General features: G+C 40.0%; 26 protein-coding genes and 1 pseudogene. 13 read left to right on the top strand and 14 right to left on the bottom strand.

Annotated features, from left to right (window positions below):
• Positions 1-180: 180 nt before the first annotated feature.
• The 4 genes from F886_RS09660 to F886_RS09645 all read left to right on the top strand — a co-directional run bounded on the left by F886_RS09660 (position 181) and on the right by F886_RS09645 (position 4,776).
• Positions 181-690: a rhodanese-like domain-containing protein gene (locus F886_RS09660; RefSeq protein ID WP_005304325.1), complete on the top strand. Its 510-nt coding sequence runs from the start codon at positions 181-183 to the stop codon at positions 688-690.
• Positions 691-708: 18 nt separating this feature from the next.
• Positions 709-1,650 (top strand): serine O-acetyltransferase EpsC, encoded by a 942-nt coding sequence (epsC, locus tag F886_RS09655; protein WP_075382795.1) that lies wholly within the window; start codon positions 709-711, stop codon positions 1,648-1,650.
• A 257-nt stretch (positions 1,651-1,907) separates the two neighbouring features.
• The gene (locus tag F886_RS09650; RefSeq protein WP_005304322.1) at positions 1,908-2,840 is read left to right on the top strand and encodes a family 2A encapsulin nanocompartment shell protein; all 933 of its coding nucleotides are present in this window, start codon (positions 1,908-1,910) and stop codon (positions 2,838-2,840) included.
• On the top strand, positions 2,815-4,776 hold the full coding sequence (locus F886_RS09645) for a family 2A encapsulin nanocompartment cargo protein cysteine desulfurase (protein ID WP_005304319.1): 1,962 nt from the start codon (positions 2,815-2,817) through the stop codon (positions 4,774-4,776). The genes F886_RS09650 and F886_RS09645 overlap by 26 nt, the downstream gene beginning before the upstream one ends.
• Before the next feature lie 444 nt (positions 4,777-5,220).
• Here the strand turns inward: F886_RS09645 and F886_RS09640 are convergent, their stop codons facing one another.
• Together F886_RS09640 and F886_RS09635 are read right to left on the bottom strand one after the other, a co-directional pair.
• Complete coding sequence (locus F886_RS09640; protein ID WP_005304315.1) at positions 5,221-5,859, bottom strand: LysE family translocator; 639 nt, start codon at positions 5,857-5,859, stop codon at positions 5,221-5,223.
• Positions 5,860-6,501 carry an alanyl-tRNA editing protein gene (locus F886_RS09635; RefSeq protein ID WP_005304313.1) on the bottom strand — a complete coding sequence of 214 codons (642 nt, stop codon included), beginning with the start codon at positions 6,499-6,501 and terminating at the stop codon, positions 5,860-5,862.
• A 90-nt stretch (positions 6,502-6,591) separates the two neighbouring features.
• On the opposite strand from F886_RS09635, the gene F886_RS09630 reads away from it, so the two are divergent.
• Together F886_RS09630 and F886_RS19820 are read left to right on the top strand one after the other, a co-directional pair.
• Entirely contained in the window at positions 6,592-7,527 is a 936-nt protein-coding gene (locus F886_RS09630) for a LysR family transcriptional regulator (protein ID WP_005304311.1), read from the top strand.
• 76 nt (positions 7,528-7,603) lie between these two features.
• Positions 7,604-7,732: a hypothetical protein gene (locus tag F886_RS19820; RefSeq protein WP_081402143.1), complete on the top strand. Its 129-nt coding sequence runs from the start codon at positions 7,604-7,606 to the stop codon at positions 7,730-7,732.
• Between the two features lie 30 nt (positions 7,733-7,762).
• Here the strand turns inward: F886_RS19820 and F886_RS09625 are convergent, their stop codons facing one another.
• The 5 genes from F886_RS09625 to F886_RS09605 form a co-directional block, all read right to left on the bottom strand.
• Positions 7,763-8,629 (bottom strand): cysteine ABC transporter substrate-binding protein, encoded by an 867-nt coding sequence (locus tag F886_RS09625; protein ID WP_000209984.1) that lies wholly within the window; start codon positions 8,627-8,629, stop codon positions 7,763-7,765.
• Positions 8,630-8,711: 82 nt separating this feature from the next.
• Positions 8,712-9,572: a transporter substrate-binding domain-containing protein gene (locus F886_RS09620; protein ID WP_005304306.1), complete on the bottom strand. Its 861-nt coding sequence runs from the start codon at positions 9,570-9,572 to the stop codon at positions 8,712-8,714.
• Positions 9,573-9,602: 30 nt separating this feature from the next.
• Positions 9,603-10,334 carry an amino acid ABC transporter ATP-binding protein gene (locus tag F886_RS09615; RefSeq protein WP_001130360.1) on the bottom strand — a complete coding sequence of 244 codons (732 nt, stop codon included), beginning with the start codon at positions 10,332-10,334 and terminating at the stop codon, positions 9,603-9,605.
• A 2-nt stretch (positions 10,335-10,336) separates the two neighbouring features.
• Entirely contained in the window at positions 10,337-11,002 is a 666-nt protein-coding gene (locus tag F886_RS09610) for an amino acid ABC transporter permease (protein ID WP_000418066.1), read from the bottom strand.
• A complete protein-coding gene (locus tag F886_RS09605) occupies positions 10,992-11,651 on the bottom strand; it encodes an amino acid ABC transporter permease (RefSeq protein ID WP_002114214.1) in 660 nt (219 codons plus the stop codon). The genes F886_RS09610 and F886_RS09605 overlap by 11 nt, the downstream gene beginning before the upstream one ends.
• A 64-nt stretch (positions 11,652-11,715) precedes the next feature.
• Between F886_RS09605 and F886_RS19815 the strand changes: the two genes are divergently transcribed.
• Positions 11,716-11,829 (top strand): hypothetical protein, encoded by a 114-nt coding sequence (locus F886_RS19815; protein WP_080592420.1) that lies wholly within the window; start codon positions 11,716-11,718, stop codon positions 11,827-11,829.
• A gap of 106 nt (positions 11,830-11,935) precedes the next feature.
• Here the strand turns inward: F886_RS19815 and F886_RS09600 are convergent, their stop codons facing one another.
• On the bottom strand, positions 11,936-12,220 hold the full coding sequence (locus F886_RS09600) for a GNAT family N-acetyltransferase (RefSeq protein ID WP_005304302.1): 285 nt from the start codon (positions 12,218-12,220) through the stop codon (positions 11,936-11,938).
• 261 nt (positions 12,221-12,481) lie between these two features.
• Between F886_RS09600 and F886_RS09595 the strand changes: the two genes are divergently transcribed.
• Entirely contained in the window at positions 12,482-13,687 is a 1,206-nt protein-coding gene (locus tag F886_RS09595) for an MFS transporter (RefSeq protein ID WP_005304299.1), read from the top strand.
• On the opposite strand, the gene F886_RS09590 is transcribed toward F886_RS09595, so the two are convergent.
• Positions 13,665-14,555: a LysR family transcriptional regulator gene (locus tag F886_RS09590; protein ID WP_005304296.1), complete on the bottom strand. Its 891-nt coding sequence runs from the start codon at positions 14,553-14,555 to the stop codon at positions 13,665-13,667. The genes F886_RS09595 and F886_RS09590 overlap by 23 nt on opposite strands.
• 285 nt (positions 14,556-14,840) lie before the next feature.
• On the opposite strand from F886_RS09590, the gene F886_RS09585 reads away from it, so the two are divergent.
• Positions 14,841-15,317 carry a cyclophilin-like fold protein gene (locus F886_RS09585; RefSeq protein WP_005304294.1) on the top strand — a complete coding sequence of 159 codons (477 nt, stop codon included), beginning with the start codon at positions 14,841-14,843 and terminating at the stop codon, positions 15,315-15,317.
• A gap of 45 nt (positions 15,318-15,362) precedes the next feature.
• Positions 15,363-16,433, top strand: coding sequence for an alpha/beta hydrolase (locus F886_RS09580; protein ID WP_005304291.1), 1,071 nt, complete (start codon positions 15,363-15,365; stop codon positions 16,431-16,433).
• 47 nt (positions 16,434-16,480) lie between these two features.
• Here F886_RS09580 and F886_RS09575 read toward each other — a convergent pair whose 3' ends face one another.
• Positions 16,481-17,440: a response regulator transcription factor gene (locus tag F886_RS09575; RefSeq protein ID WP_005304288.1), complete on the bottom strand. Its 960-nt coding sequence runs from the start codon at positions 17,438-17,440 to the stop codon at positions 16,481-16,483.
• A complete protein-coding gene (locus F886_RS09570; RefSeq protein WP_005304286.1) occupies positions 17,437-20,901 on the bottom strand; it encodes a hybrid sensor histidine kinase/response regulator in 3,465 nt (1,154 codons plus the stop codon). Before F886_RS09570 ends, F886_RS09575 begins: the two co-directional genes overlap by 4 nt.
• Before the next feature lie 195 nt (positions 20,902-21,096).
• On the opposite strand from F886_RS09570, the gene F886_RS09565 reads away from it, so the two are divergent.
• Positions 21,097-22,713, top strand: coding sequence for a purine-cytosine permease family protein (locus tag F886_RS09565; RefSeq protein WP_005304282.1), 1,617 nt, complete (start codon positions 21,097-21,099; stop codon positions 22,711-22,713).
• Positions 22,714-22,769: 56 nt separating this feature from the next.
• On the opposite strand, the gene F886_RS09560 is transcribed toward F886_RS09565, so the two are convergent.
• Positions 22,770-23,225, bottom strand: coding sequence for an Lrp/AsnC family transcriptional regulator (locus tag F886_RS09560; RefSeq protein WP_000376211.1), 456 nt, complete (start codon positions 23,223-23,225; stop codon positions 22,770-22,772).
• Between the two features lie 156 nt (positions 23,226-23,381).
• Here F886_RS09560 and F886_RS09555 point away from each other — a divergent pair, with 156 nt between their 5' ends.
• A complete protein-coding gene (locus F886_RS09555) occupies positions 23,382-23,993 on the top strand; it encodes a LysE family translocator (RefSeq protein ID WP_005304280.1) in 612 nt (203 codons plus the stop codon).
• Between the two features lie 71 nt (positions 23,994-24,064).
• Here the strand turns inward: F886_RS09555 and F886_RS09550 are convergent, their stop codons facing one another.
• Positions 24,065-24,676: a LexA family protein gene (locus F886_RS09550; RefSeq protein WP_005304277.1), complete on the bottom strand. Its 612-nt coding sequence runs from the start codon at positions 24,674-24,676 to the stop codon at positions 24,065-24,067.
• A gap of 288 nt (positions 24,677-24,964) precedes the next feature.
• On the opposite strand from F886_RS09550, the gene F886_RS09545 reads away from it, so the two are divergent.
• The gene (locus F886_RS09545; protein WP_004793031.1) at positions 24,965-25,198 is read left to right on the top strand and encodes a hypothetical protein; all 234 of its coding nucleotides are present in this window, start codon (positions 24,965-24,967) and stop codon (positions 25,196-25,198) included.
• 58 nt (positions 25,199-25,256) lie between these two features.
• Here the strand turns inward: F886_RS09545 and F886_RS19505 are convergent.
• A pseudogene (locus F886_RS19505) lies at positions 25,257-25,741 on the bottom strand (stress-induced protein); the annotation flags it as partial.

The following is a 25,741-nucleotide window of genomic DNA, read 5'->3' as shown; positions in this document are numbered from 1 at the left end:
CCATTAAACATATTATTAGAAGAACTTTATAAGATTAATTAATACTGTTTTATATAAAATATTTAGCTTGCTTATTTATTAAAAAAATATATATAAATAGATATTACTTATTTTTGCTTATATTTAAAAACGCGTAAATTGAACAATAACAATCTGAATCGAAGATAAGGAATTATTTAAATGAATGCCAAATTAAATACAGAAAACCCATCTGGTTTTATCTCTTCGAGTTCTAATACATCTTTGTCAAAAGACACTATTCTTAGTAAAGCACAGCAATACGCACAAGACCATGAACTTAATTTTAGTGGCAGTTTATCACCTACTGATGCATGGCAGCTCGTACAGCAAGGCGAAGCTGTTTTAGTTGATGTGCGTACCAATGAAGAACGTAAATTTGTAGGTTATGTTCCTGAAAGTGTTCATGTCGCTTGGGCAACAGGCACATCGTTTAACCGTAATCCACGCTTTTTAAAAGAACTCGAATCAAAAGTTGGCAAAGACAAAACCATTCTTTTGTTATGCCGTAGTGGCAACCGTTCAGCACAAGCTGCCGAGGCCGCATTTAATGCTGGTTTTGAGCATATTTATAACGTTCTTGAAGGCTTCGAAGGCGATCTAAATGATCAGCAACAGCGTAATCAAAAAAATGGCTGGCGCATCCATCAACTTCCTTGGCAACAAGACTAATATTTTAATCAATTTTCAGTGAATCAAGGAAAGCTTGTGACTCAATGGAACATTAATGCTGTTGTACAAGGTTTACAACAAGCAAGGCATGACTGGCGTCAGCAGCAACACAGAACCAAAGAATTTGGGGGCCGTGAACTTCCATCTAAAGAAGCGTTAAAAGCCATTTTAGATGACCTGTGCGGAATTTTATTTCCAATGCGTTTAGGCCCTGCTGACTTACGTCAAGAAACTGAAGATTCTTATATTGCCTATACTTTAAATCGGGTACTCACAGCCTTACATGCTCAAGTACAACTGGCTTTAAACTATGAAGCAAAACGTCATTTGAGTCATTCGAACACAGTCCAACAACCAGACGAACTTGCTCAAAATATTGTGCAGGATTTTGCCAACACCTTGCCCTCTATACGACGTCTTTTAGACGGCGATGTGCGTGCTGCTTATGAAGGCGATCCGGCGGCGCATAGTGTGGATGAGGTATTACTTTGCTATCCGGGCATATTTGCGATTATTCATCATCGAATAGCGCATCAACTGTATGCCCAAGTGCCTTTATTGTCTCGCATTATTTCCGAGTTGGCGCATTCTGCAACTGGTATTGATATTCATCCGGGTGCAAAAATCGGTAAAGGATTCTTCATCGATCATGGTACAGGTGTAGTGATTGGTGAAACTAGCGTTATTGGGGAACGTGTTCGTATTTATCAGGCAGTGACCCTTGGAGCAAAACGATTTGAAACCAATGATGATGGTGGTTTGAAAAAAGACTATACACGCCATCCAATTGTTGAAGATGACGTGGTGATCTATGCAGGTGCCACTATTTTAGGTCGTATTACGATTGGTCGAGGGTCCATTATTGGGGGAAATGTCTGGCTTACACATAGTATTCCTGCAGGAAGCCAGATTTTACAGTCACCACTGGAGGCTTATCAAAAAAATCCAGAATTTAAATAAATCGTATTCACAATTTTATATATAAGAGTTTTAACCAATATATTAAAAATATGAATTTGGTATATATAAATCAGTTTATTACTTATTTATATTAAATTTTCATAAACATATGCTTATTCATAATAAGTGAACTGTGTTCATTTATTTATACCTTATTCATATTTTGAAAATCGAATATTTAATTCTAATCTGTTAACACGATAATTTAAAAATTTAACATTTTATAACCAAGCCACTGTAATAAGGAAAAATGATTCATGGCGAAAAATACTGACAAAGCCCAACTTGCGCTGGGGGACCACGCAGCCCGTCAACTGGCCAATGCAACCAAAACTGCTCCCCAACTTTCTACAATTACTCCCAGATGGCTGACTCACTTACTTCAATGGCTTCCTGTTGAAGCAGGTATCTACCGCTTAAACCGTGTAAGTAATACCGATGATATTCAAGTCGCTTGCACACAACGCGATGAAGCAACTTTACCTCAAACTTTTGTTGATTATGACCCAGAGCCACGCGAATACTTTTTAAATGGTGTATCTACTGTTTTAGATGTACATACACGTGTTGCTGACCTTTACAGCAGCCCACACGACCAAATTAAAGAACAGCTCCGTTTAACCATTGAAACCATTAAAGAACGTCAAGAAAGTGAGCTTATCAATAACCCTGAATACGGTTTACTGGCAAGTGTGACAGATGACCAACGTATTTCGACTTTAAATGGCCCACCTACTCCAGATGATCTTGATGATTTGCTACGTAAAGTTTGGAAAGAACCGGGATTTTTCCTAGCACACCCTGATGCGATTGCAGCATTTGGCCGTGAATGTACACGCCGTGGTGTGCCACCTCCAACGGTTAGCTTATTTGGTTCGCAATTCATTACATGGCGCGGTATTCCACTCATTCCATCAAATAAAATTCCTGTAGAAGATGGCAAAACTAAAATCTTGCTGCTTCGTGTTGGTGAAAAGCGTCAAGGGATTGTTGGTTTGTTCCAACCAGGTCTTGCTGGTGAACAGTCACCAGGGCTTTCAGTACGCTTTATGGGAATTAACCGTAACGCGATTGCGTCGTATCTAATCTCGTTATATTGCTCACTTGCAGTACTCACTGATGATGCGTTGGCAGTATTAGATGATGTGGAGGTGGACAAATATCATGACTACCCAGTTAACTACAAGTAATCTGCAAGGTAGTCCAACGGGGCCTGAAGTGACTGGTGTTAATCCACCAGCCAACTTCCCTGATGAGTCCACCATTGCTCAACTTGCTAATGAGTTTTTTTCAGCATTACCAAGCTCAAGCAGTTCAGCTTCTCCATCGGGCCTTAACTTGGACTTACCTGTCGGAGCGCCACCGCACCCTCCACAACCAGGTGAACCATTTTCTGCACTGAGTGGTCGTGCGCCCAATATCGCCTTTCAGAAAAGTCTCAATCCGGAATATCCTGAACATATTCCAAATTTGCCAGACTACCCTGAACGCCGAATTGTAGCGTCTGCGCCTGTGGTTGGTGGAGCTAATTTGCCACGCCCACCATTTGAACCACATTTGCCACAAGCTACTCATAGTGAACCCAATGTGCCGCGCATTGAACCAAACTTACCCACTGGTGCAGGTGAATCACCTTATTATTTTTTAAATGATTTTTCTGCTCCCAATACAGCAGAACCGTCTGTTAAAGGTGTTGAAGATAATTATTCGGTTGCACAGTCTTTTCAATTGCCACATGGTGACCAGCTGAAATCATTGCTAACTGAAGATCGTTTTGCAACGAACACACCGCCCCAAAGTTCGGCAAGCTCTGCATTTTATTTTTTAGACTTGCCTCAAAGTGGACAAAGTTATAGTCACTATCAACCATCGCAACCCACTTTTGTAGCAAGTAGTGCTCAACCACTCGATGTGCATGCCATACGTCGCGATTTCCCAATTTTACAGGAACGCGTAAATGGTCGTCCTCTGGTCTGGTTGGATAATGCTGCGACCACACAAAAACCGCAGCGCGTGATTGACCGGATTGCTTATTTTTATCAGCATGAAAACTCAAATATTCACCGTGCTGCACATGAGTTAGCGGCTCGTGCAACCGATGCCTATGAGCATGCAAGAAATGTAGTTGCCCGATTTATTGGTGCACCCTCTTCTAAAGAAATTATCTTTGTTCGAGGAACAACCGAAGGCATTAACTTGATTGCAAAAACATGGGGTGAGCAAAATATTGGTGAAGGTGATGAAATTATCGTTTCTCACTTAGAACACCATGCCAATATTGTGCCTTGGTATCAACTCACTAAAAAAACTGGAGCGAAATTAAGAGTCATTCCTGTGGATGACACGGGCCAGATTATTTTAGAAGAGTTGCCAAAACTGATTAATGAACGCACTAAACTGCTGTCAATTACTCAAGTTTCGAATGCTTTGGGTACAGTCACACCTGTTGCTGAAGTCATTAAAATTGCGCATGCAAAAGGGGTACGTGTTTTAGTTGATGGTGCTCAATCCGTTTCGCACATCCCTACCGATGTACAAGCTCTCGATGCAGACTTTTTTGTGTTTTCTGGACATAAAGTGTTTGGGCCGACGGGTATTGGCGCAGTCTATGCAAAACCAGAGTTGCTAGAAAGCATGCCTGTTTGGGAAGGCGGTGGTAACATGATTCAGGATGTTACCTTCGAACAAGTAGTTTACCAACCTGCACCAAACAAGTTTGAAGCTGGAACTGGAAACATTGCCGATGCTGTGGGATTAGGCGCTGCGCTTGAATATATCGAGAGTCTAGGCATTCATAACATTGCTCGCTATGAACATGATCTACTCGAATATGGTCAAAATGCGCTGAGCAGTGTGTCCGGTTTACGTTTGATCGGAACAGCACATCACAAAGCCAGTGTTATGTCCTTTACCTTACAAGGCTATTCAACTGAACAAGTCGGTAAAGCTTTAAATCAACATGGCATTGCGGTACGTTCTGGGCACCACTGTGCACAGCCAATTTTACGTCGTTTTGGTGTAGAACAAACCGTGCGTCCGTCTTTGGCTTTTTATAATACGACTGAAGAAATTGATTTATTGGTGTCAGTGTTACATCAACTGACGCGTAATAGGCGTAGCAATTAAATCTATTTCTAGACTAGAAGAGACTGCTTTTGAGCGGTCTTTTTTATGGATTATTTATTGAAGCTACTTTAGCCCAAAAGTTATATATAGAAGTAACAAGTCAAAGCGGTTATCACGGCGGAGTCTTATTATTTTAATTTCGATTCCTAGATTAGCCTTCGGCTCGAGCTAAGAGTTATTAATACTCTAGACAATTTAAAGTAATTATCATGGCGGAGTCTTACCGTTTTGCCTCCAAAGAAAGTAGCTAATTCTGTTACTTTTTTTAAAAGTAACCAAAAACTTTCTCATCCAAAGAACCTGTTCTCTGCTTTCATTTTTCAAAAAATAATGCAAATACATTATCTTTATAAATTATGGGCAGGCTGTGGATGAAATTTAGCACGAGCGAATACAGGTATGAACTCCGCCGTGCTATCCCATCCACTTATAAATAAAAGCAACTTAAACAAACAATCCCCAAATCAATCTCAATGCAATCCCAATTAATAAAACTCCCATCACCCGCTCAAAATAAACCCCGAACTCCAAAAACCTTTTACGTACAATAGGCTGAGCAAACAGCACACTCACTACCATAAACCAGATGGCATTGACCATACACATCCATACCCCATAAAAAACCTGAACTTTCATCGGTGTGGTCGTACTTACAATCGTCGTAAAAATTGCCAGAAAAAAGATAGTGGCTTTTGGGTTTAACGCATTGGTAAGAAAACCCATGGTAAACGCTTTAAATAAACTCGGCGTGTCACTGTCTGCTTGGCCATTAATCTCAATATTGGTATTCGGCTGGCTACGTAAACACTGCCATCCTAAATACACTAAGTAAGCTGCCCCTGCTGTTCTGATAAGTGACATCAGCCATTCACTTTGTTGAATCAAAAAGCCAATACCAACCAGTGTATAAAACACATGCACTGAAATCCCGACTCCAATACCAATTGCGGTTAGACATCCAATTAAGTAGCCATAACGTACACTTTGTCTTACCGTAATCACAAAATCTGGTCCCGGTAAAATCACCGCCATAAAGTGAATAAGAGCTAGCGTTAAAAACTCATGTCCATACAACTGCCACATTTATGCAACCTCCTCGGCAACGTTATAGTTAATACTGAGCTTTCCCTTCTTAAACTGATAAGACTGAATTTCTATAGAACCAATATCTCCTAATGCCGTGACATGCGTTCCGCCACAAGGAAATGCAGGAAACTCACCAAAACTAATTTCACGAAAGCCATCAGCATGTTGATGAAGATGGATTGGTAAATTAGCTTGAATATAGTGAGAACATTGCTGCTGAAGAGTTTCACCATCTAACTGTTGGGCTGTATCTAAAGGAATAAACTGAACACGAGCATCGCTAGGCCAGTGCTGAGCTTTTATAGCTTGCCAGCCAAATAGATGCATTACATTTGCAATGAGATGTCCAGCCGAATGTAATCGGCTATGATAATTGCGCGTATTTAAATCCACCTTTGCTAATGCCGCTCCCAACACAACAGGTTGAGAGCTGTAATGAATAATTTCCCCTTGTTCAATTGCCACATGCACTACTTCAACTTCTGCAATTTTTCCCTTATCGCTAGGTTGACCACCACCTTGAGGGTGAAATGGTGTTGCCGATAAACGTATGGTAAAACGCCCATCTTCACATGAGGTACATTCTAAAACTTCAACTTCAGCGGCAAGAACACCTGTTAAATACAATGCTTGCGTCATACTTTTCTACACATACCTTGAGATGAAAAAGATTGTATTGCGATTTTTTAGACGCGATAATCCAATCAAAATCCAAATAACTTTTGCCTCATGAGCACAAATCAAAGTCTGGTTCTATTAAATGAAATGGCGACTTTCGTTAAGGTTGTCGAGTCGGAAAGCTTTTCTGAAACTGCACGCCAGCTTGGTACAACACCTTCTGCTGTGAGCCGCGCAATTGCCCGTTTAGAACGTGCTTTAGGTACCCGCTTACTCTATCGGACTACACGGAAACTTCGTTTAAGTGAAAGTGGACAACAGGTCTATCAACGTTGTTTAGATATGGTGAATGCTGCGCAAGCGGTCATGGAAAGTTCGGGCCAATTTCATGTCGAGCCAGAAGGTATTATTCGTATGAGTGTTCCGAAAGCTGTGGGACATTTTATGATCCATCCACATTTACCCGAATTTTTAGAACGCTACCCGAAAATTGATATTCAAATGCTTTTAGAAGATCGTTATGTCGACCTGATTGATGATGGAGTCGATTTAGCACTTCGAATTACAGAGCAACCACCGGGTGGCCTTATGGGTCGAAAGCTGATTGATATTGATCACTTGGTTTGTGCTACACCTGAATATTTGGCAAAGTATGATACTCCGAACCACCCTCATGATTTAAAGCAGCATGAATGTATTTACTTGGGCGAACAAGCCAGTGACTCAAAATGGAAATTTCAACAAGGAAATAAATCGATAAGTGTTGCTGTGCGTGGTCGTTATGCAGCAAACCATACGGGTGTGCGTTTGAGTGCCGCATTACAGCATTTAGGTATTGCGAGCTTGCCATACTTCGTTGCACGCCATGCTCTACAACAAGGTACCTTAGTTCAGGTTTTACCCGACTGGTATTTTAAGACCTATTATAGCGGTGGGCTGTGGTTACTCTACCCACCGACACGGCATGTCCCGCCTAAATTGAGTGTCTTGATTCAATATTTGGCAGATAAATTAGCAGCAGAGCCGACTTTATTTAAGTTAAAGTAATACAAAGTCAAGGAATTAGCACGATGGAATCCTACTTTTAAATCTCTAAAGTAAGCAGCTAATTCTGTTACTTTTTTTGAAAAAAGTAACCAAAAAACTTTCTCATCTACAGAACCTGACCACTGTTTCCATTTATAAAAATATTATCTTTATAAATTATGGGCAGGCTGTAGATGAATCCTATCTCAAGCAAATACTATTCTAGAGTTCTAATCATTAGAGGCTATGAGCACAACTACTCAACCAATAAATCTTTTGGATTAATCGTATCGCCATAGACTGGTTTTAACGTTTTTTCATAAGCCTGATGAATCACGCCGTCTTTAGCCAGTTTCTCTAAATCTTGGTTCAACCAGTCCAGCAACTCTTTATCGCCTTTTTTCACTGCTGGTGCAATTAAGTCCTGCTCACCTAAATTGGTAATGCCAACGGTGTAATTTGGATTTTCTTTAGCCCAAGCTAAAACCAGCAAGTTATCATGTGCAAGCGCAGCACCACGACCATCTTTTAAAGCATCAAAAGTTTCAGTATTTTGCTCATACTTTTGTAGTTTAATTTCAGGATGAGTCTTGGTGAAGAATGAATCAGCCGTTGTACCTTTGTTTACCAACAAAGTTTTATCTTTAAGTTGAGCAACATCGGTAATCGGATGACTTTTTGGAGAAACCACACCTAGTGCCACTTTTAAATAAGGTTTAGCAAAATCGACAACTTCTTTACGTTCTGGTGTAACGGTAAAGTTGGCAAAAATAATATCCACTTTATTGGCTTTTAAGTATTCGACACGGTTAGCCGCTTCAGTTAAAACAAACTCAACTTTGTTTTCATCACCCAGCAAATCTTTCGCAACATGCTTAGCAATCTCTACATCAAAACCCTGATTTTTACCTTGAGCATCTAAATATCCAAACGGCGGTTTATCACTAAATACACCAATTCGTACCACACCATTCTTTTTGATCTGTTCAATACTCGACACAGTTTGTGTGGTATCTGCCGTTTTTTCAGTAGACTGAGTTCCTTTGTCACATGCAACTAAACCTAAACTCAGTAAAGACGCAGCTAAAATATGCTTCACGTTTTGAAATGTTAATGTTGTCATTATTTCACCCTATCGTTCTTGTAAAAGTCTTATTTAAAACAGCAGCGCCTATTTCTAGACACTGCCTCAGCGATATCGAAAATTATTGGCCTACATCTAAAAACACATTCGGATTGACCGAGTCGCCGTAAATTGGTTTCAAGGTTTCATCATAAATTTTATTAATTTCACCACTTGTTCTTAGCTGCTTAATTTCAGTATTAAGCCAATTCAATAATTGGGTATTGCCCTTTTTAACTGCTGGTGCAATAAACTCTTGATCACCAATAGATTGAATACCCGCCACATAACTTGGGTTCTTCGCGGCCCACGCCAAAGCATAAGTGCTATCTTGTGAAATCGCGTCACCACGACCATCAGTTAAGGCTTTAAAGGCATCTGAGTTTCTTTCGAACTTAAGTAAATTTACTTTTGGATAATGCTTGGTAAAGTAGGTATCTGAACTTGTGCCTTTATTGACAATTAAGGTCTTACCTTCTAATTGAGCAATGTCAGTAATCGGCTTGGCTTTAGGCGAGACAATACCAAAAGCACCTTTTAAATAAGGCTCAGCAAAATCGACAACCTCTTTACGTTCAGGAGTTACCGTAAATGTCGCGAATACAACATCAGCTCGATTTGATTTTAAAAACTCCACCCGATTTGAAGCTTCAGTCACAATAAACTCAACTTTCTTTTCATCACCGAGCAAATCTTTAGTCACCCGTTTTGCTAAAGCCACATCAAAGCCCTGATTATTACCTGCACTATCTACATAACCAAATGGCGGATCATCAGCAAAAACGGCAACTCGTAGAACCCCATTTTTTTTGACTTGTTCTAAAGAGTGGTCTTCTTGAGCATTACTTGCCTGTTCAGTTGATGGCGTTTTACTACATGCAGTTAACAACACCCCAGCAACAGCAAGACTGCTTAATATTTTTATTGAATTACGTTTAAACATTCACTTCCTCATGATTCAAATAATAAAAATTTAATACGACAAAATATTTAGAAAGGCTTTCGCTCGTTCTGTTTTCGGCTGTTCAAAAAATTCTTCTGGTGAAGCCTGTTCAATAATCTTGCCCTTATCCATAAAAATAATGCGGTCAGCAACCTTACGGGCAAAGGACATCTCATGTGTCACAATCAGCATGGTCATTCCTTCATTCGCCAATTTGAGTACGACATCAAGCACTTCTCTGACCATTTCCGGATCAAGCGCAGCGGTAATTTCATCAAGTAAAATGACTTTAGGTTGCATGACCAGTGAACGAACAATAGCGATACGTTGTTTTTGTCCACCAGAAAGTTGTCGTGGATAATCAAGTTTTCGCTCAAACAGTCCCACTCGCTTTAGCAATTCATCTGCTACTTGTTCTGCTTCATCACGGTGGCGTTTTTGTACTTTAAGTGGCCCAAGCAAAATATTGTCAATGACGTTCATATGCCCAAATAACTCATAGTTCTGAAAAACCATACCAATTTTTTGACGAGCATTAGTCCAGTCCACATCTTTACCGAGTACACCTGAGCCAGTTAAACGAATTTCGCCACCCTGAATCGGTTCTAAGCCGTTAATACAGCGCAATAAGGTACTTTTACCGCAACCCGATGGGCCTAAAATAACAACCACCTCTCCTTGTTCTACATCCAGATCAATGCCCTGTAAAATATGACTTTGTGCAAATGATTTCTGTAATTGTTGTATCGATAACAAAGGCATAATTACTCCCAGACCTTTTCTAAATGTGCCGCCAAACGCGATAAGGGATAGCAAATCAGAAAATACAAAATAAAAATAAAGCCATAAATCCAAAGAGAAGCGCTTGGCACGGTCAACAGCGAATTTTCAATAATTTGCTGGCCAACTTTAATAACCTCAACCACACCAATCAGGACTGCCAAAGAGCTGGTTTTCACCATTCGGGTAAATAAGTTAATCGCGCCTGGTGTTACTCGTTTTAGACTTTGCGGAAAAATGACGTAGATCAAAGCTTGAACATGGGTAAGTCCGAGCGCATAGGCTGAATCGCGTTGATGCTGATCAATTGAGGTAATGGCTGCACGGACCAAATCGCCCATTTCAGCCGTACCCCATAAAACAAACACAACAACGCACACCCACATTGCGGAAAACTGCCAGTTAAACCATGTCGCAAAGCCGAAATAAAACACGAACAGCAAAACTAAAATTGGAATGATTCGAATGGCTTCTAAATACAGGCGGCACAATGCTTTAACGACTATATTTTTAGAAGTCATAATGACGCCGAAAACTGTGCCGAAAATTGCAGAGAAAAACACTGAAATAAATGCAATTTTTGCAGTTGCCCAAAGTCCCCACATTAAACGTTCGAGGTGACTCGCTTGAAATAAATAATCAAGTTCCATGGCTCACCTTCCGACTTCTGTGTTCCAGATAGCTGGTTAAAATAGACACGGGCAATAAAATAATCAGATAAGCCATGATGAGTAAGAACAAAGCTTCGGTGGTTTTATAGTCCATGCCAATTAAGTCTTTAGTGACAAAAAGCAGTTCAACGACAGCAATGGCACTAACCACAGAACTTTCTTTAATCAGAAATAGGCAGTTTGCCCCTATTGCCGGAATTGAAATAGCCAGTGCTTGAGGAAAAATGACATATCTAAAAATTTGAATTGGTTGTAGACCAATACTTTTTGCAGAGTCAATCTGCCCTTTTGCAACAGACTGCAAGCCTGCTCGGAAAGCTTCGGCCATATAGCTTCCGCCTAAAAAGGTCAGTCCGATCACACCACAAGCGAAACCATCGATTTTTATACCGAGTTTTGGCAAACCGTAATACAAAAAGAACAGTTGAATTAATAAAGGGGTATTTCGAGATAACTCAATATAGAACTGGGCAATTCTATTTAGCACCCGCACGCGATATGTGATTAAAATGCTGCAAATCAGCCCAACAATAATTGCCAAAATAATGCTGATAATTGAAATTTTCAGCGTGGTCAAAGTTGCAGAGAAAAATTGCGGCAACACACTATGGATATACTGCCAGTTCAAGGAAAATTCCAAAAAATAATATTAAAACGTTATAAATATTTAGCTTTCGTCAGCTATTAAATATTTGTGCAACGAGTTTATTTTTTTCCCAATTGGTCTAAAACCATTTTTATTAGATAAGCTTTTCTATAAGTTTGATAAATTCGATTTGGCAATAGAAAGCATTCAAATCAGTTAAATACAACCGCTTAAAACATGTTCATCACAGTCCATATATAATAAAAACCAACAAAAAAATCGGACACCAACGCCCGATTTTCATGAAAAAAATTTCAGTGTATTGCTTATTTTCTAAGGACATCGCCAATGCTTGGATCTTTATCAAATACCGATTTTGCATAAGGGCAAAGCGGAATCACTTTCACTTCTTTTTCGCGAACAAAAGCAACTAAAGCATCAAGTAATTGGCGACCTACGCCTTGTCCCCGATAATTTTCATTCACATCTGTGGCATCAATAATCAGCATGCCTTCGCCTGCCCATGTATAAGTCATTTCACCAGCAACGGATTCACCATCAAGTAAACTAAAGCTACCGTGTTTTGCATCATCTTTTTGTTGAATATTCACAATAAATTCCTCTTCTTACGACTCATATTTATTTAAAAATGACTTTGTATATCTTGAACTATAAGAACAAATCTAAGTGTAAAAAAATAGCCTGTTTTTAGCAGCGAGTCTGTATGCTTTTTAAAGACAATTCATGCATAAAACTCATAATTCTATTCGTAATTCTACGTCTAATCCTTTCAAACCCTTACTGATAAGCTCTGCAATCAGATTTGTTCATTTCTTTTATGAACATTTAATGGTTTTAAAGTCGGAACTTTTATGTCTTCTTTCCATCAAATTGAGCAAGATACACATGAGAATAGCACACCAGCATGGGGTGCCGTCTTTGTAATGTCACTCTGCTGCGCAGTATTAATTGCATCTGAGTTCATGCCCGTAAGTTTACTCACCCCCATCTCTATAGATTTAAATATGAGTGAAGGCCAAGTGGGCCAAGCAATCGCAATTTCTGGTATTTTTGCTGTGATGACCAGCTTATCGATTAGCCGTGTATTTAAGGCATGGGACCGACGTCATATCATTTTATTACTCACCCTACTGATGATTGTCTCTGGCATAGTCATTACATTTGCCCATTCTACGGCCTTGTTTATGTTGGGTCGTGCAATCTTAGGCGTAGTTATTGGTGGTTTTTGGGCAATGTCGACATCAATTGTCATGCGACTCGTTCCTCCGCTTTCAGTACCTAAAGCACTCGGTTTATTAAATGGCGGAAATGCTCTAGCCACCACAATTGCAGCACCATTAGGAAGTTTTTTGGGTTCAATTATTGGCTGGCGTGGTGCTTTTTTCTGTATTGTCCCCATCGCGATTGTTGCACTTATTTGGCAATTTAAAAGTATGCCTTCTCTTCCTGCAATATTGTCAGTTGAGAAATCTAAAAATCCATTTGGTTTACTAAAACGCCCAATTGTACTTTATGGGATGACCGGAATTTTATTACTCTTTATGGGCCAATTTGCGCTATTTACCTATCTACGCCCATTTCTAGAAACCGTTACTCATGTCGATGCGACAATGCTATCCATTTTATTATTAATATTGGGTTTAGCAGGTTTAGTGGGTACATTTGTAATTAGTTTAATCCTCCACCAACATGTTTATCGTTATCTGATTCTTATTCCATTCATCATGACATTGATTGCTGGAGCTTTTGTGCTAGGTGGTGAGCATTTATGGTTTGTTGCCATATTGATGGGTTTATGGGGCTTTATTGGAACGTCGGCACCTGTTGCATGGAATACATGGCTTGCCCAAACACTACATCAAGATGCCGAAATTGGTGGTGGTTTGATGGTTGCGATTATTCAATTTGCAATTACTCTAGGTGCAACTATAGGTGGATTATTATATGACTCACATGGCTATAGCGCCACGTTCTATATGAGCGCAACTATTTTGCTATTAGGCGCAATTACTGCATTTCTCACATGGCGAAATGCTATTCACGTAGCACATCAATAACCAACCGTAACGCAGGTGAAAGTTGTCTTCGATGTGGATAGTACAAATGGTATCCAGGAAACTGGATACTGTACTCTTCCAAAACTTGAATCAGCTTCCCCTCTTTTAAATCTTCTCGAATCAAATCTTCGGGAATATAAGCAAGTCCAAATCCAGCTCTAACCGCCTCGACGATATCGTAGCTTTCATTAAATATCCATTGCCCCTGAATTTTGATTTTTGTCTCTTGACCATCTTTCACAAATTCCCACGCATACACGCTGCCTTGGGTGGTTAAACGATAGCCAATACATTGATAATTTACCAAATCTTTAGGAGTATTAGGAATTCCATATTGTTCAAAATATGCTGGTGTTGCTATTACCGCCATTTTGACATCTGGACTAATACGTACTGCAATCATGCCATCAGCTACGCGGCTTCCGAAACGAACGCCTGCATCAAAGCGCTCTGCCACAATATCGACCATCCCACTATTGGCAGTTAGTTCAACTTGCACATCTGGGTAATCACCAGCAATCTTTTTAAGTTTTGGAATCAGCACTTCCCGTATCGCATGGCTGCTAGCATTAATCCGAACCGTACCAGCGGGTTGGTCTCTAAATGAAGTTAAAAGGGATAATTCATTATCGATTTGGTCAAAACTAGCACTAATCGTTTGTTTCAACCTTTCGCCTGCTGCTGTAGGTGAAACACTACGTGTAGTTCTGGTCAGGAGCAACATTCCCAAACGTTCTTCTAAACCCCGAATCGTATGGCTTAGCGCAGATTGTGAAATTCCCATTTTCCCTGCGGCTTTAGTAAAACTACCCTCTCTTGCCACCATTAAAAAAGCATAAAGATCATTATAGTTTTCTTTATTTATCATCTGCTTTATCTCTTATTGGGGAGTCAACCTCATTATAAAGGATAAAACTATTCATGAATATTACTCATAAGTCCATGTTTGTTTTTTAGACTAATTATTAAAAAGAAGATTCGTTAAAATCCCTATCAAGCAGTAAATATGAAGATTTAATTAAACTGAGGCGATTATTATGAGTCATTTTATTATTGTAAAAAATTAATAAATTCCACTCATATCTTTACGTTAAAGAATAAATAGCTTCATTGCTTTTATGTGCTTTTTCTTAAAGAAGCGAGGTGAATTGATATGGCTAGTTATAAGTTTTTTAAAGGCTTAGTCAGCCTATGTGTTTTGTTCTCAGTGACCTCCGCTTCTTATGCAATAAAGCCTCAAGGTAAAAATCAACAAAGGGGATCGATGATGAAAATCCGTATTGATATTGATGGAACACAGCAACCGCTATTTGCCACATTAGCCATGTCACCTACTGTTGAAGATTTTGCCAAACAGCTTCCTTTGACATTAATCCTTAAAGATTATGACTCTACTGAAAAAATAGCTGATCTACCCACCAAGCTAACTACACAAAACGCGCCTCATGGATATGCCGGAAAAGCAGGTGATCTTACCTATTATGCTCCTTGGGGTAATCTAGCTTTTTTCTATAAAGATTCTCATGTTGGTTATGCCAATGGCCTCATTTTTCTTGGAAAACTAGATGCTATTCCCCAAGCATTCAAGCAAAAACAACCCATCAAAATTTCAATTTCACAAATCAAATAAGCATGCACCTACTCACCCATTCACATTGTTTAAATTGAGGTATTTATGAGTACATCTCCCTTATTTAAAAAGCTTAAAACCCATACGGCGGCTGCAATTTGTGCAGCAACTATTGGTCTATTTTCTTCAACTTCAGCTATGGCGGCCGATATGTCTAATGGTGCGAATAACTTTTATCAAAGTCAGCAAGTGACTATTCAAAAAGTGACTTTTAAAAATCAATACAACATGGATATTGTCGGCAATCTGGTTATTCCCAAAAATCTGAATAAAAAGACTAAAGCCTCTGCAATTGTAATTGGTCACCCTATGGGTGCTGTAAAAGAGCAAAGCTCTATGCTTTATGCACAAAAACTGGCTGAAGAAGGTTTTGTGACCTTAGCAATTGATCAATCATTTTGGGGTGAAAGCGCGGGCCAACCAAGAAATGTTGTAGCACCAGACATTTATGCAGAAGCGTTTAGTGCCGCTGTAGATTATTTGGGAACACAATCCTTCATTGACCGTAACAACATTGGTGTATTAGGTATTTGTGGAAGTGCGAGTTTTGTCATTAGCGCAGCAAAAATTGATCCGCGTATGAAAGCGATAGCAACTGTCAGCATGTATGATATGGGCGCAGCAAACCGCAATGGCTTACGTCACTCACAAACCCTAGAGCAGAGAAAGCAAATTATTGCAGAAGCCGCTGCACAGCGTTATGTTGAGTTTAAAGGTGGTGAAACCAAATATACCAGCGGAACTACGCATGAGCTAACAGCAGATACACACCTTATTCAACGTGAATTTTACGACTTTTATCGTACTCCACGCGGAGAATATACGCCTAAAGGCTCATCGAGAGAGCTTACAACCCACCCAACACTCACCAGTAATGTCAAATTTTTAAACTTCTATCCTTTTAATGACATTGAGACGATTTCACCACGTCCAATGCTATTTATTACGGGTGATCAGGCTCACTCAAAAGAGTTTAGTGAAGAGGCTTACAAACTCGCAGGCCAACCAAAAGAACTTTACTACGTTAAAGGCGCTGGACATGTTGATTTATATGATCGGGTCGATCTCATTCCATTTAATAAATTAACCAGTTTCTTTAAACAAAACTTGAAGTAATACAGATGATAGAGGCTCAACACGGGCCTCTAGCTTTTTAATTAACTTTAATGAAACTCTTGTACCAGACTATTAATGTGCGCCACAGCAGCAGTTCGATTTTCAACACAAAGTTTTTCAAAAACATGCTCTAAATGCTTGTTCACCGTCCGTGGGCTCAGCTCCAAAATTTCTGCAATATCTTTATTGGTTTTGCCTAACAACAACCAGTGCATGACTTCGGCCTCACGTTGAGTCAACTGTGGGCAATATTTTAAAATATCAGCCATTTCCAAAGCCGGCGTAGAAGCCTTAATCTGTATCAGATAATTTTTTGCCACACTTGGTTCAGTTTGCCACGGCGTAAGCAATAAAAGCTGTAATTGCTGAGATGGCGTTGAATAAGAACAGCTTGTTAATTTTTTAGGGTCTTTTTCATGCTCTAAGTCTGAAAACCAAGCTTTTAAGCCTGCTTCAAAGCCCTCTAACTCAGGTAAATATTGATTCAGTAAATCACTGGCTTTTTGGGTTTTCCAAACAATTTTACCGTGAACATCTAGCGCAAGAATGGCTGTTTCCGTTGCATCAATCACCTGTTTTTGTTGCTGCAATAGTTTGGCATGTGCCAAATGTGTTTTTACCCTTGCTAATACTTCTTCAATATTCAGAGGCTTGGTTACATAGTCCACCCCACCGACCTGAAAACCCCGTACAATATGCTCTGTTTCCGACAAACCTGTCATAAAAATGACGGGAATAAACTGCGTAATTGGACTTGCTTTAAGTTGTATACAACTTTCAAAACCGTCCATATGTGGCATATTGCCATCGAGTAAAATCATATCTGGTAAGCATCGGTGGGCAATTTCAATTGCACTCAACCCATCAGTTGTAACAAGCACGCGATAACCGGCCTGATCCAGACTTTCATGTAGCAAGCCTAAATTTTCCGGCACATCATCCACAATCAGAATAACAGCCTGCTCATTTGGCGAAGCTTGCTGAAAAGAAACATGTTGCGTACTCATTGCTTATCCTGAATTAATCGTTGCGCGTGTTTTAAATCAAACTTTCGAATAGCCTGTTCAAGCTGTTCCCATAACTCGTTATGCTCCGGAAAATTTTGACGGCATTGCGTTAAAGTCTGTTGAATTCCACGGATATAACCTTGTCCAATCAAATCATTTAATTGCTGCAAGCTTTGCGGTAAATCGAGCAGCTCATTATCTTCTGGCTGTTTAATTGGCGTATGAACAGTGGTTTGCTCTTGTTTATATATCTTTAGATCAAGTGTTTGAACTTCATTATTTTCTATGGATGTCTCTGATTTAGAATCAATCCACACCAAACCCAATTTGTCTCCAATTTTACTCAGCAACAAATTAAGATCAATTGGTTTTAGCATAAAGTCTTCGCTTAAGACTGCATCTTGTGGATTGACTTCGCGCTCGCCTGCATTCGCTGAAATAATTAAGATCGGCACATTGGTAATATTATTCTGACGTAATAATCGCGCAGTTTCCCAGCCGCCCATCAAAGGCATATTTAAATCCATCAGAATCAGGTTAGGTTGAAAAATAGGTACTCGTCTTAAACAGTCAATGCCCGACTCGGCTTCTTCAATCATAAATCCTAAAGGTTTTAGAAAATTAGCGACTAGGCCTCGGTCCACCGCTTCATTATCGACAACCAAAATTCGTTTACGCTCGCCCTGATAACCCGTAATTTGGTTGGAGTAAACATTAGAAATTGGATGAACTACTTCTTTTGAAGGTAAGTAAAACTTAATCTTAAACTGAGAACCCTGATTGAGTTGACTAGTCACAGATAGCTGTCCACCGAGTAAATCGACTAATAATTTTACAATTGGTAGTCCGAGTCCTGTTCCGGTAAATCCGCCTTGCACGACATTGCTGCCCCGTTCAAACGGGTTAAAAATTCGTTCTAAATCAGCCTCAGCAATACCACAGCCCGTATCTCTAATTTCAAAATAAGCTGTCTGAAAACGGTACTCGATTTTTAAAGTAATTGTGCCGCTCGTCGTAAACTTTAAAGCATTGCCCAGTAAATTGATGAGCACTTGCTCTAGGCGTTTTTTGTCGGTACGAACATAGTGCGGTAGGTTATCTCCAATTTCATAAACAAACTGCAAATTCTTCTGTTCAAACTGTGGCTGAAACATTTGAATAATCTGTTCTATAAAATTAGGGAAATGAACATCTACTACATTTAAAGAAATTTTACCCGTTTCAATTCGTGCTAAATCTAGTAAACCATCAATGAGTGAAGTCAGATGCTGTCCACTACGGCTAATCACCCCGAGCGCCATTTTGCCTTGTTCTGAAAGCTGCTCTTGTTTTTGAAGCAATTGGCTATAGCCCAAAATACTATTTAGAGGTGTTCTTAGTTCGTGACTAATGCCAATGACATAACGGCTTTTTGCATCATTTGCTCGCTCTGCTGAAATTCTGGCATCTTGCAGATCTTTTGAAGTGACTTCATGGGCAGCAATTTCATCAATCAATAATGCTGTTTGTTGATGTGTTTCGATTTCGGCATTACGACGGCTTTCATCGTTTAACACTAACCACCATGCAGCAACACTCATCAATAAAAATAAGATGGTATAAATTTTGACAAACAGCGTAAATAGTTGAGGAACAGCTGCGGCATTAATGGTTTCTAAGTAGGTTTTTTCTTGGATATAAACCAGACTCAAACTCACTGCCAAAACAATAGACAATCCTAGAGTCAGTAATAAATATAAACTGACTCGACTATTTAAACGGCTAGCCCAACGCTCTGGTAAATAGTGCCAGATGGCTTTTTTAAGTTGAACTGACCAGCGTGCATCGGGTTTACATAAATCGTGGCAGCGTGCTTCAAGTGAACAGCATAGAGAGCAAATCGTACCGTTATAGGCTGGACAGCCCGCCATATCGGCAAGTTCATAGTCCCTTTCACATACCACACAGTTAGCAACCGAAGTCGCCTGAATTTTTTCAGGCTGGCGTGCGATGTAATATTTGCCTTTGGTTAAGTAAGCAATAATAGGAACACATAACACCGCACTTCCTAGAGCAATGAAACTCGCCAATCCTTTTGCCATGAGTCCAAAAAAGCCCAAATAACTCAGCATCGATAACACTGAGGCAATCAGTAAAGCACCCACACCTACAGGGTTAATGTCATATAAATAAGCACGGCGAAATTCAATTCCTTTCGGGCTTAAACCTAAAGGTTTACAGATAATTAAATCGGCAACAACCGCGCCAATCCATGCCAAAGCGATATTGCTATATAGCCCCAAAATGCGTTCAACCGCATGGCTAATGCCCATTTCCATCAAAACAATGGCAATAAAAACGTTAAAAAGAAGCCAGACAATTCGCCCCGGATGGCTATGAGTTAAGCGTGCAAAAAAGTTGGACCATGCCAATGAGCCAGCGTAGGCATTGGTCATATTAATTTTAATTTGTGCCAAGCAAACCAGTGCTAGAGTCAAGATTAAAGCAAGCTGAGGGTTTGGAATAAACTGTTGATAGGCAACCCAATATAGATAAGTCGGATTGTCTAGTTCAGAGACAGGAATAAACAGCTGAAAAGCCAATACCATCAGCAGCATGCCCATCAAAACTTTTAGAAAACCAAAAATAATCCAAGATGGACCACCTAAAAAAACGGCAAAACGCCATGCAGTTCTGTTCTTTTCTTGTTGGGGTAAAAAACGTAAATAGTCGGCCTGCTCACCAATTTGGATCACAAATGAAAAAATAAGAGTGCACGCCGCACCAAAGTAATACAGATTGAAATCGGTCGAGTTTGAAACCGCACCAACAAAATGCAGGCTACTACTTAAAATTTGTGGCTGTTTCCAAAGTACAAAAAACCACGGTAATAACAGCAATAAGAGCCAGATTGGCTGTGTGATTGCCTGAACTTTATTAATAAAACCAATACCTTTGACCACTAAAGGCAAAATCACTAAGGCAGAAATTAAGTAACCAATAACTTGCGGAATACCCAAAGCCAGTTCAAGTGCCATCGCCATAATTGCGGCTTCAAACGCAAGCAAAATAAAGGTAAAGCTGGCATAAATTAGAGAAGTAATGGTCGAGCCAATATAGCCAAAACCTGCACCACGAGTAAGCAAATCGACGTCTACATTATATTTTGCGGCGTAGTAACTAATCGGCCAACTGGTTAAAAATATGATGGTACATACGACAATTGCTGCCCAGACTGCATTGCTAAAGCCATACTGCCAAAGCATAGTCGCCCCAATGGCTTCCATAGCCAAAAAGCTGACTGTCGAGATTGCGGTATTGGTAACAGTCCAAGGTGACCATTTACGTACTGAGGTAGGTGCATAGCGGAGCGCATAGTCTTCGATACTTTCATCTGCCACCCAAATATTATATTCACGGCGTGTTTTGATCACACGTTGTGGCGCTTGTTGGGGGCGTGAAGAATCTGGCATAACACTCATGTTTTGGATAAGGCTGCATTAAACCCAGCAATCCTTATGCCAAAAGTCATTTATCATGGCGATTTTATCGAATACGCACATATACGCAAAATAACGTATTTTCAATTTTTCCCAAAAATCACACACTCAAAACCATCAAAAAACAATGATCAATATTTATGTTGATTGACCGAAAATGATTGGGAGATTGATGTTATGAGTGTATCTGAACATCCAAATCTGGACACTGTGCAAGGTACAGATTCACAAAAAGCAGTGAATGAAACCTTAGAAGATTATACTTTACGTTATGCTCCACACAGCTTTCGGCGCTGGAGTCCCAAAGTTGTCGCTATTACTGCTCTTGGTGGTATTGCCTATCTTGCTGACTTTTCTATTGGCGCCAGTATTGGTATGTCTTACGGAACAACCAATGCTGTTTTCTCCATTTTATTTGCAGCGATTATTATCTTCTTAACCGGCATTCCTTTAGCTTACTACGCAGCGCGCTATAACATCGACCTTGACTTGATTACCCGCGGCGCAGGTTTCGGTTATATTGGCTCGGTTCTTACCAGTATCATTTTCGCCAGTTTCACATTTATTTTCTTTGCCCTTGAAGGTTCAATCATGGCGCAAGGGTTATTGCTCGGTTTAGGCATTCCGCTTTGGGCAGGTTACCTCATCTCAACCATTATGGTCATTCCGCTGGTAATTTACGGCATGAAAGCTTTAAGTAAATTACAAGTTTGGACTACCCCACTTTGGCTCATTCTGATGATTGGTCCTGTGGCCTACCTGATTTATCAAGAACCTACTTTAGTCAGTCAATTTGCTACTTTTACAGGTAAAGAAGGTTTTGCAACCGTAGACATGGCCGCGATCATGTTAGGTGCTGGTATTTGTTTATCGTTAATCATGCAAATTGGTGAGCAAATTGATTACTTACGCTTCATGCCTGCAAAAACAAAAGAAAATAGCAAAGCATGGTGGGCAGCGGTTATTTCAGCAGGTCCGGGTTGGGTGATTTTAGGGGCAATTAAACAAATTATTGGGGCATTTTTAGGGTTCTATTTACTCACTAAAATACCGGGCGTAAACAGCACTGAACCTGTTCAACAGTTTAATGCAGCGTTTCATGATATGCTTCCTGGCTGGGCAGCTTTAACACTGGCAGTGATTTTGGTGGTTATTTCTCAAATTAAAATTAATGTGACCAATGCTTACTCTGGTTCCCTTGCATGGACAAGTGCCTACACACGTATTAGCAAACATTATCCGGGTCGTATTGTCTTTGTGATAGTGAACTTGGCAATTGCGCTTGCTTTAATGGAAGGCAACATGTTTGCGGTATTGGGTAAAATCTTAGGGTTCTATTCAAACTTTGCGATTGCTTGGGTTGTAGTCGTTGCAACAGACATTTCAATCAACAAATATGTTTTAAAACTTTCACCGAAAGAACCAGAATATCGCCGTGACATGCTATACAACGTGAACCCTGTCGGTATGGTTGCATTCCTTGTATCAGCAGGCTTATCAATTGCAGCATTCTTCGGTTTACTTGGTAGTTTCTTGGCGCCTTACTCACCGCTTATCGCACTTGTGCTTGCCTTCGTATTAACTCCAGTCATGGGCTTATTAACCAAAGGAAAATACTACATCAAGTCACACGATGACGGCATTAAAGAACCACGTTACGATGCTGAAGGCACACCAGTTGCAACGGTTTATCACTGCCGCGTATGTGAGCAAGGTTATGAGCGTCCAGATATTATGTTCTCTCACAAACATAACGGCACGATCTGTTCTTTGTGTAAAACACTCGACGCTTAAATACTCTCGAAACCAAAAAAGAAGCTTTAAAGCTTCTTTTTTTACGCCTGATGTTTTTAGCCAATCGGAAATAAACGTTCAGGCACTACATCTTTCATCACAATGGTTGAGATGAGTCGTTGCACACTTGGAATAGCAGATAATTTTTCATCATACAAACGCTGAAAAGCCGGTAAATCTTTAGCCACCACATGCAACAAGTAATCTGGCTCACCAAACAAACGCTGCGCCTGAATAATTTGCGGGATATCAATTACGGCATTTTCAAACTTCTCAACGGCCTGTTTATCACCTTCTTTAAGCGTAATAAAAACAATCGCTGAAAATTCAAATCCCACTAAGTTTGGGTCGAGTTCTGCCCGATAGCCTTTGATGGCTCCCGACTCTTCTAAAGCCTTCACTCGTCTATGACAAGGTGAAATGCTTAAGCCTACTTTTTCTGCCAACTCAGTGATAGATAATCGGCCATTTAATTGCAATTCAGCAAGAATCTTTTTGTCTGTGCGATCCATTTAGAAAAATTTACCCCAAATGAGTGTGATATGAGCAAACATTTAAAAGCACATTCTAAATACATGAGCATATTATTTTCAACAAGCTCGAATAAATAGGAATTTTTTCTAAACCACGAGCGAAACCTTTGGAAAATAGTTTGCCGAGATAAGCATATGGCTTTTAACATTTTTATTGCATTTTGGAGTGTCTCCATTCTTTTTATTATTACGCCAGGGGCAGACTGGGCCTATGCCATTTCGGCAGGGATTAAAGGCAAAGTCGTCGTACCCGCTGTCGCAGGTATGCTATTTGGACACTTTATTACGATTTTATTGGTAGCAGCTGGTGTTGGTCTACTGGTAGCAAATAATCCAACTGCACTCATGATCCTAACAATTGCAGGTTCTGCTTATTTGTTATGGATGGGAATAAACTTATTACTTACCCCTCCTACTCCAAATCCGTCTGGTTCTGAAAAAGCTCAGTCATGGTTGAGCTGGGCAACCAAAGGCGTTTATGTGAGTGGATTAAACCCGAAAGTTTTTTTACTCTTTTTAGCGCTGCTTCCTCAATTTATTGACACTACTGCTTCGTGGTCTGTGACAACACAAATTCTTGCCTTTGGTGTTGTTCACATGATTAGCTGCGCGATTATTTACTTAATGGTGGGTTATGGTTCAGAAGCTATTTTGAAAACCAGACCACAAGCAGCACAATTAGTCGGTCGTTTTTCAGGTGGTTTGATGGTTGTTATCGCAACATGTTTATTGATTGGGCAAATTTAAAAAGTTATTCAACAAAAAGTTACTGGCCATCATTTCGGGTCAGTAACTTGAATAGTAAAATATAAGAAAATTTATCTCATTCGTTTGAGGTTATAAGTCACCACTCCCCAAATAACCAGTTCTTGTCCTTCTTCAATGTAAATATTTTGATAATCAGGGTTTTCAGCTTTTAGCCAAACTTTAGGTGGCTGAAATTGACTATCAATCATTAAGCGCTTAACAGTGAAATCATTGTCGATGAGTGCAATCACAATATCACCCGATTTAGCGGGAATACTACGGTCCACAATAAGCGGATCATTAATATCAATTCCAGCGTCTAGCATGGATAAAGAATTGGCTTTGACAATAAACGTGGCATTTTCATTTCTAATTAAATATTCATTTAAATCGAGTGCTTGCTCAATATCATCTTGTGCAGGTGAAGGAAAACCTGCAGCAACACGTTCTGTTGCTAAAGGAATGTGGTAAATTTTATCGTTATTCGGGTGAACCTGTTGAACATTAAGTTTTGAGTTAAAGTCGGTTAAATTATTGGTTTTGACATTATTCAGTAACCAATTTTTGATAAAGTTAACTTGAGACTCGGGAACACGAATGACTTTGGTGGGTTCATTGAACTGTGCTTTACGTCCGGCATTTTCTCGTACACCGCCATGCTCGAACTCTTTTTTCTTTGGCATATTGCCTCCCTTTTCACTGTTCAAATCCTACACAAACAATGTAACTTGAAAAAGTTACATTTTCAAGTTGACGAAATATTTTTTTTGCATAACAATAAATCTCATGATCAGATTTTAATCCATTTTGCTTTTAACAGGGATGTTTTAATCAAAATGGCAATTTGAAGAAAATCAAAACCTATTTCGAAATAGTCGTTATTGCTGACTGTTTTTTGATTTTTATCAAATGAGATTCTGAACACTTAACATTCTGGTTAAATTCAGTTTTTTGGTATGGAGACATGCGAAATGAAAAATCAACGTGATGCGGTTTTAGGTTATGCAAATGAGCAACATGCTTACTATATCCGCCTAATTGAAAATGATGCGGTTTTAGGTGAAAGCTACGGGTTATTCTGTGAAAATCCGGATAGCGAAGCAGCCGAAAGTATTATGACGACGCTATTTTTAAAAAAATCTTTTTGGTTAAACGGTTCTGAATACATTGATATTGTAAAAGGACTACAACTGCTCCCACAGTAAAGTAGATAAATTAAAAACGAAGGAGGCAAAAGCCTCCTTCGTTTTTAAAACATTATGCTCAAGACGTAAAACGTCCAGAGGCATCACGTTTTTGATTACGAGAGTTTTGTCCACGACCGTCATAATCGTCGTCGTCACGACTGCGACCTCGACCTCGTCCACCTGAGCGGCTACCGCGATCGTCATCATCATCGTCATCACGGCTACGACCTCGGCCTCGGCCACCTGAGCGGCTACCGCGATCGTCATCATCATCGTCGTCACGGCTGCGACCGCGTCCTCGGCCACCTGAACGGCCACGATCGTCATCATCGTCGTCATCACGACTGCGGCCACGGCCTCGGCCACCTGAGCGGCTACCGCGATCGTCATCATCATCGTCGTCATCACGGCTGCGGCCACGTCCTCGGCCACCTGAACGGCCACGATCGTCATCGTCGTCATCACGACTGCGGCCACGGCCTCGACCACCTGAACGGCCACGATCGTCATCATCATCGTCATCACGGCTGCGACCGCGTCCTCGACCACCTGAACGGCCAC

It is taken from the genome of Acinetobacter sp. NIPH 542, assembly GCF_000369825.1.
GTDB lineage: Bacteria > Pseudomonadota > Gammaproteobacteria > Pseudomonadales > Moraxellaceae > Acinetobacter > Acinetobacter oleivorans.
The sequence above is the reverse complement of the archived record's forward strand: the minus strand, read 5'-3'. Positions and strand labels throughout refer to the sequence as shown.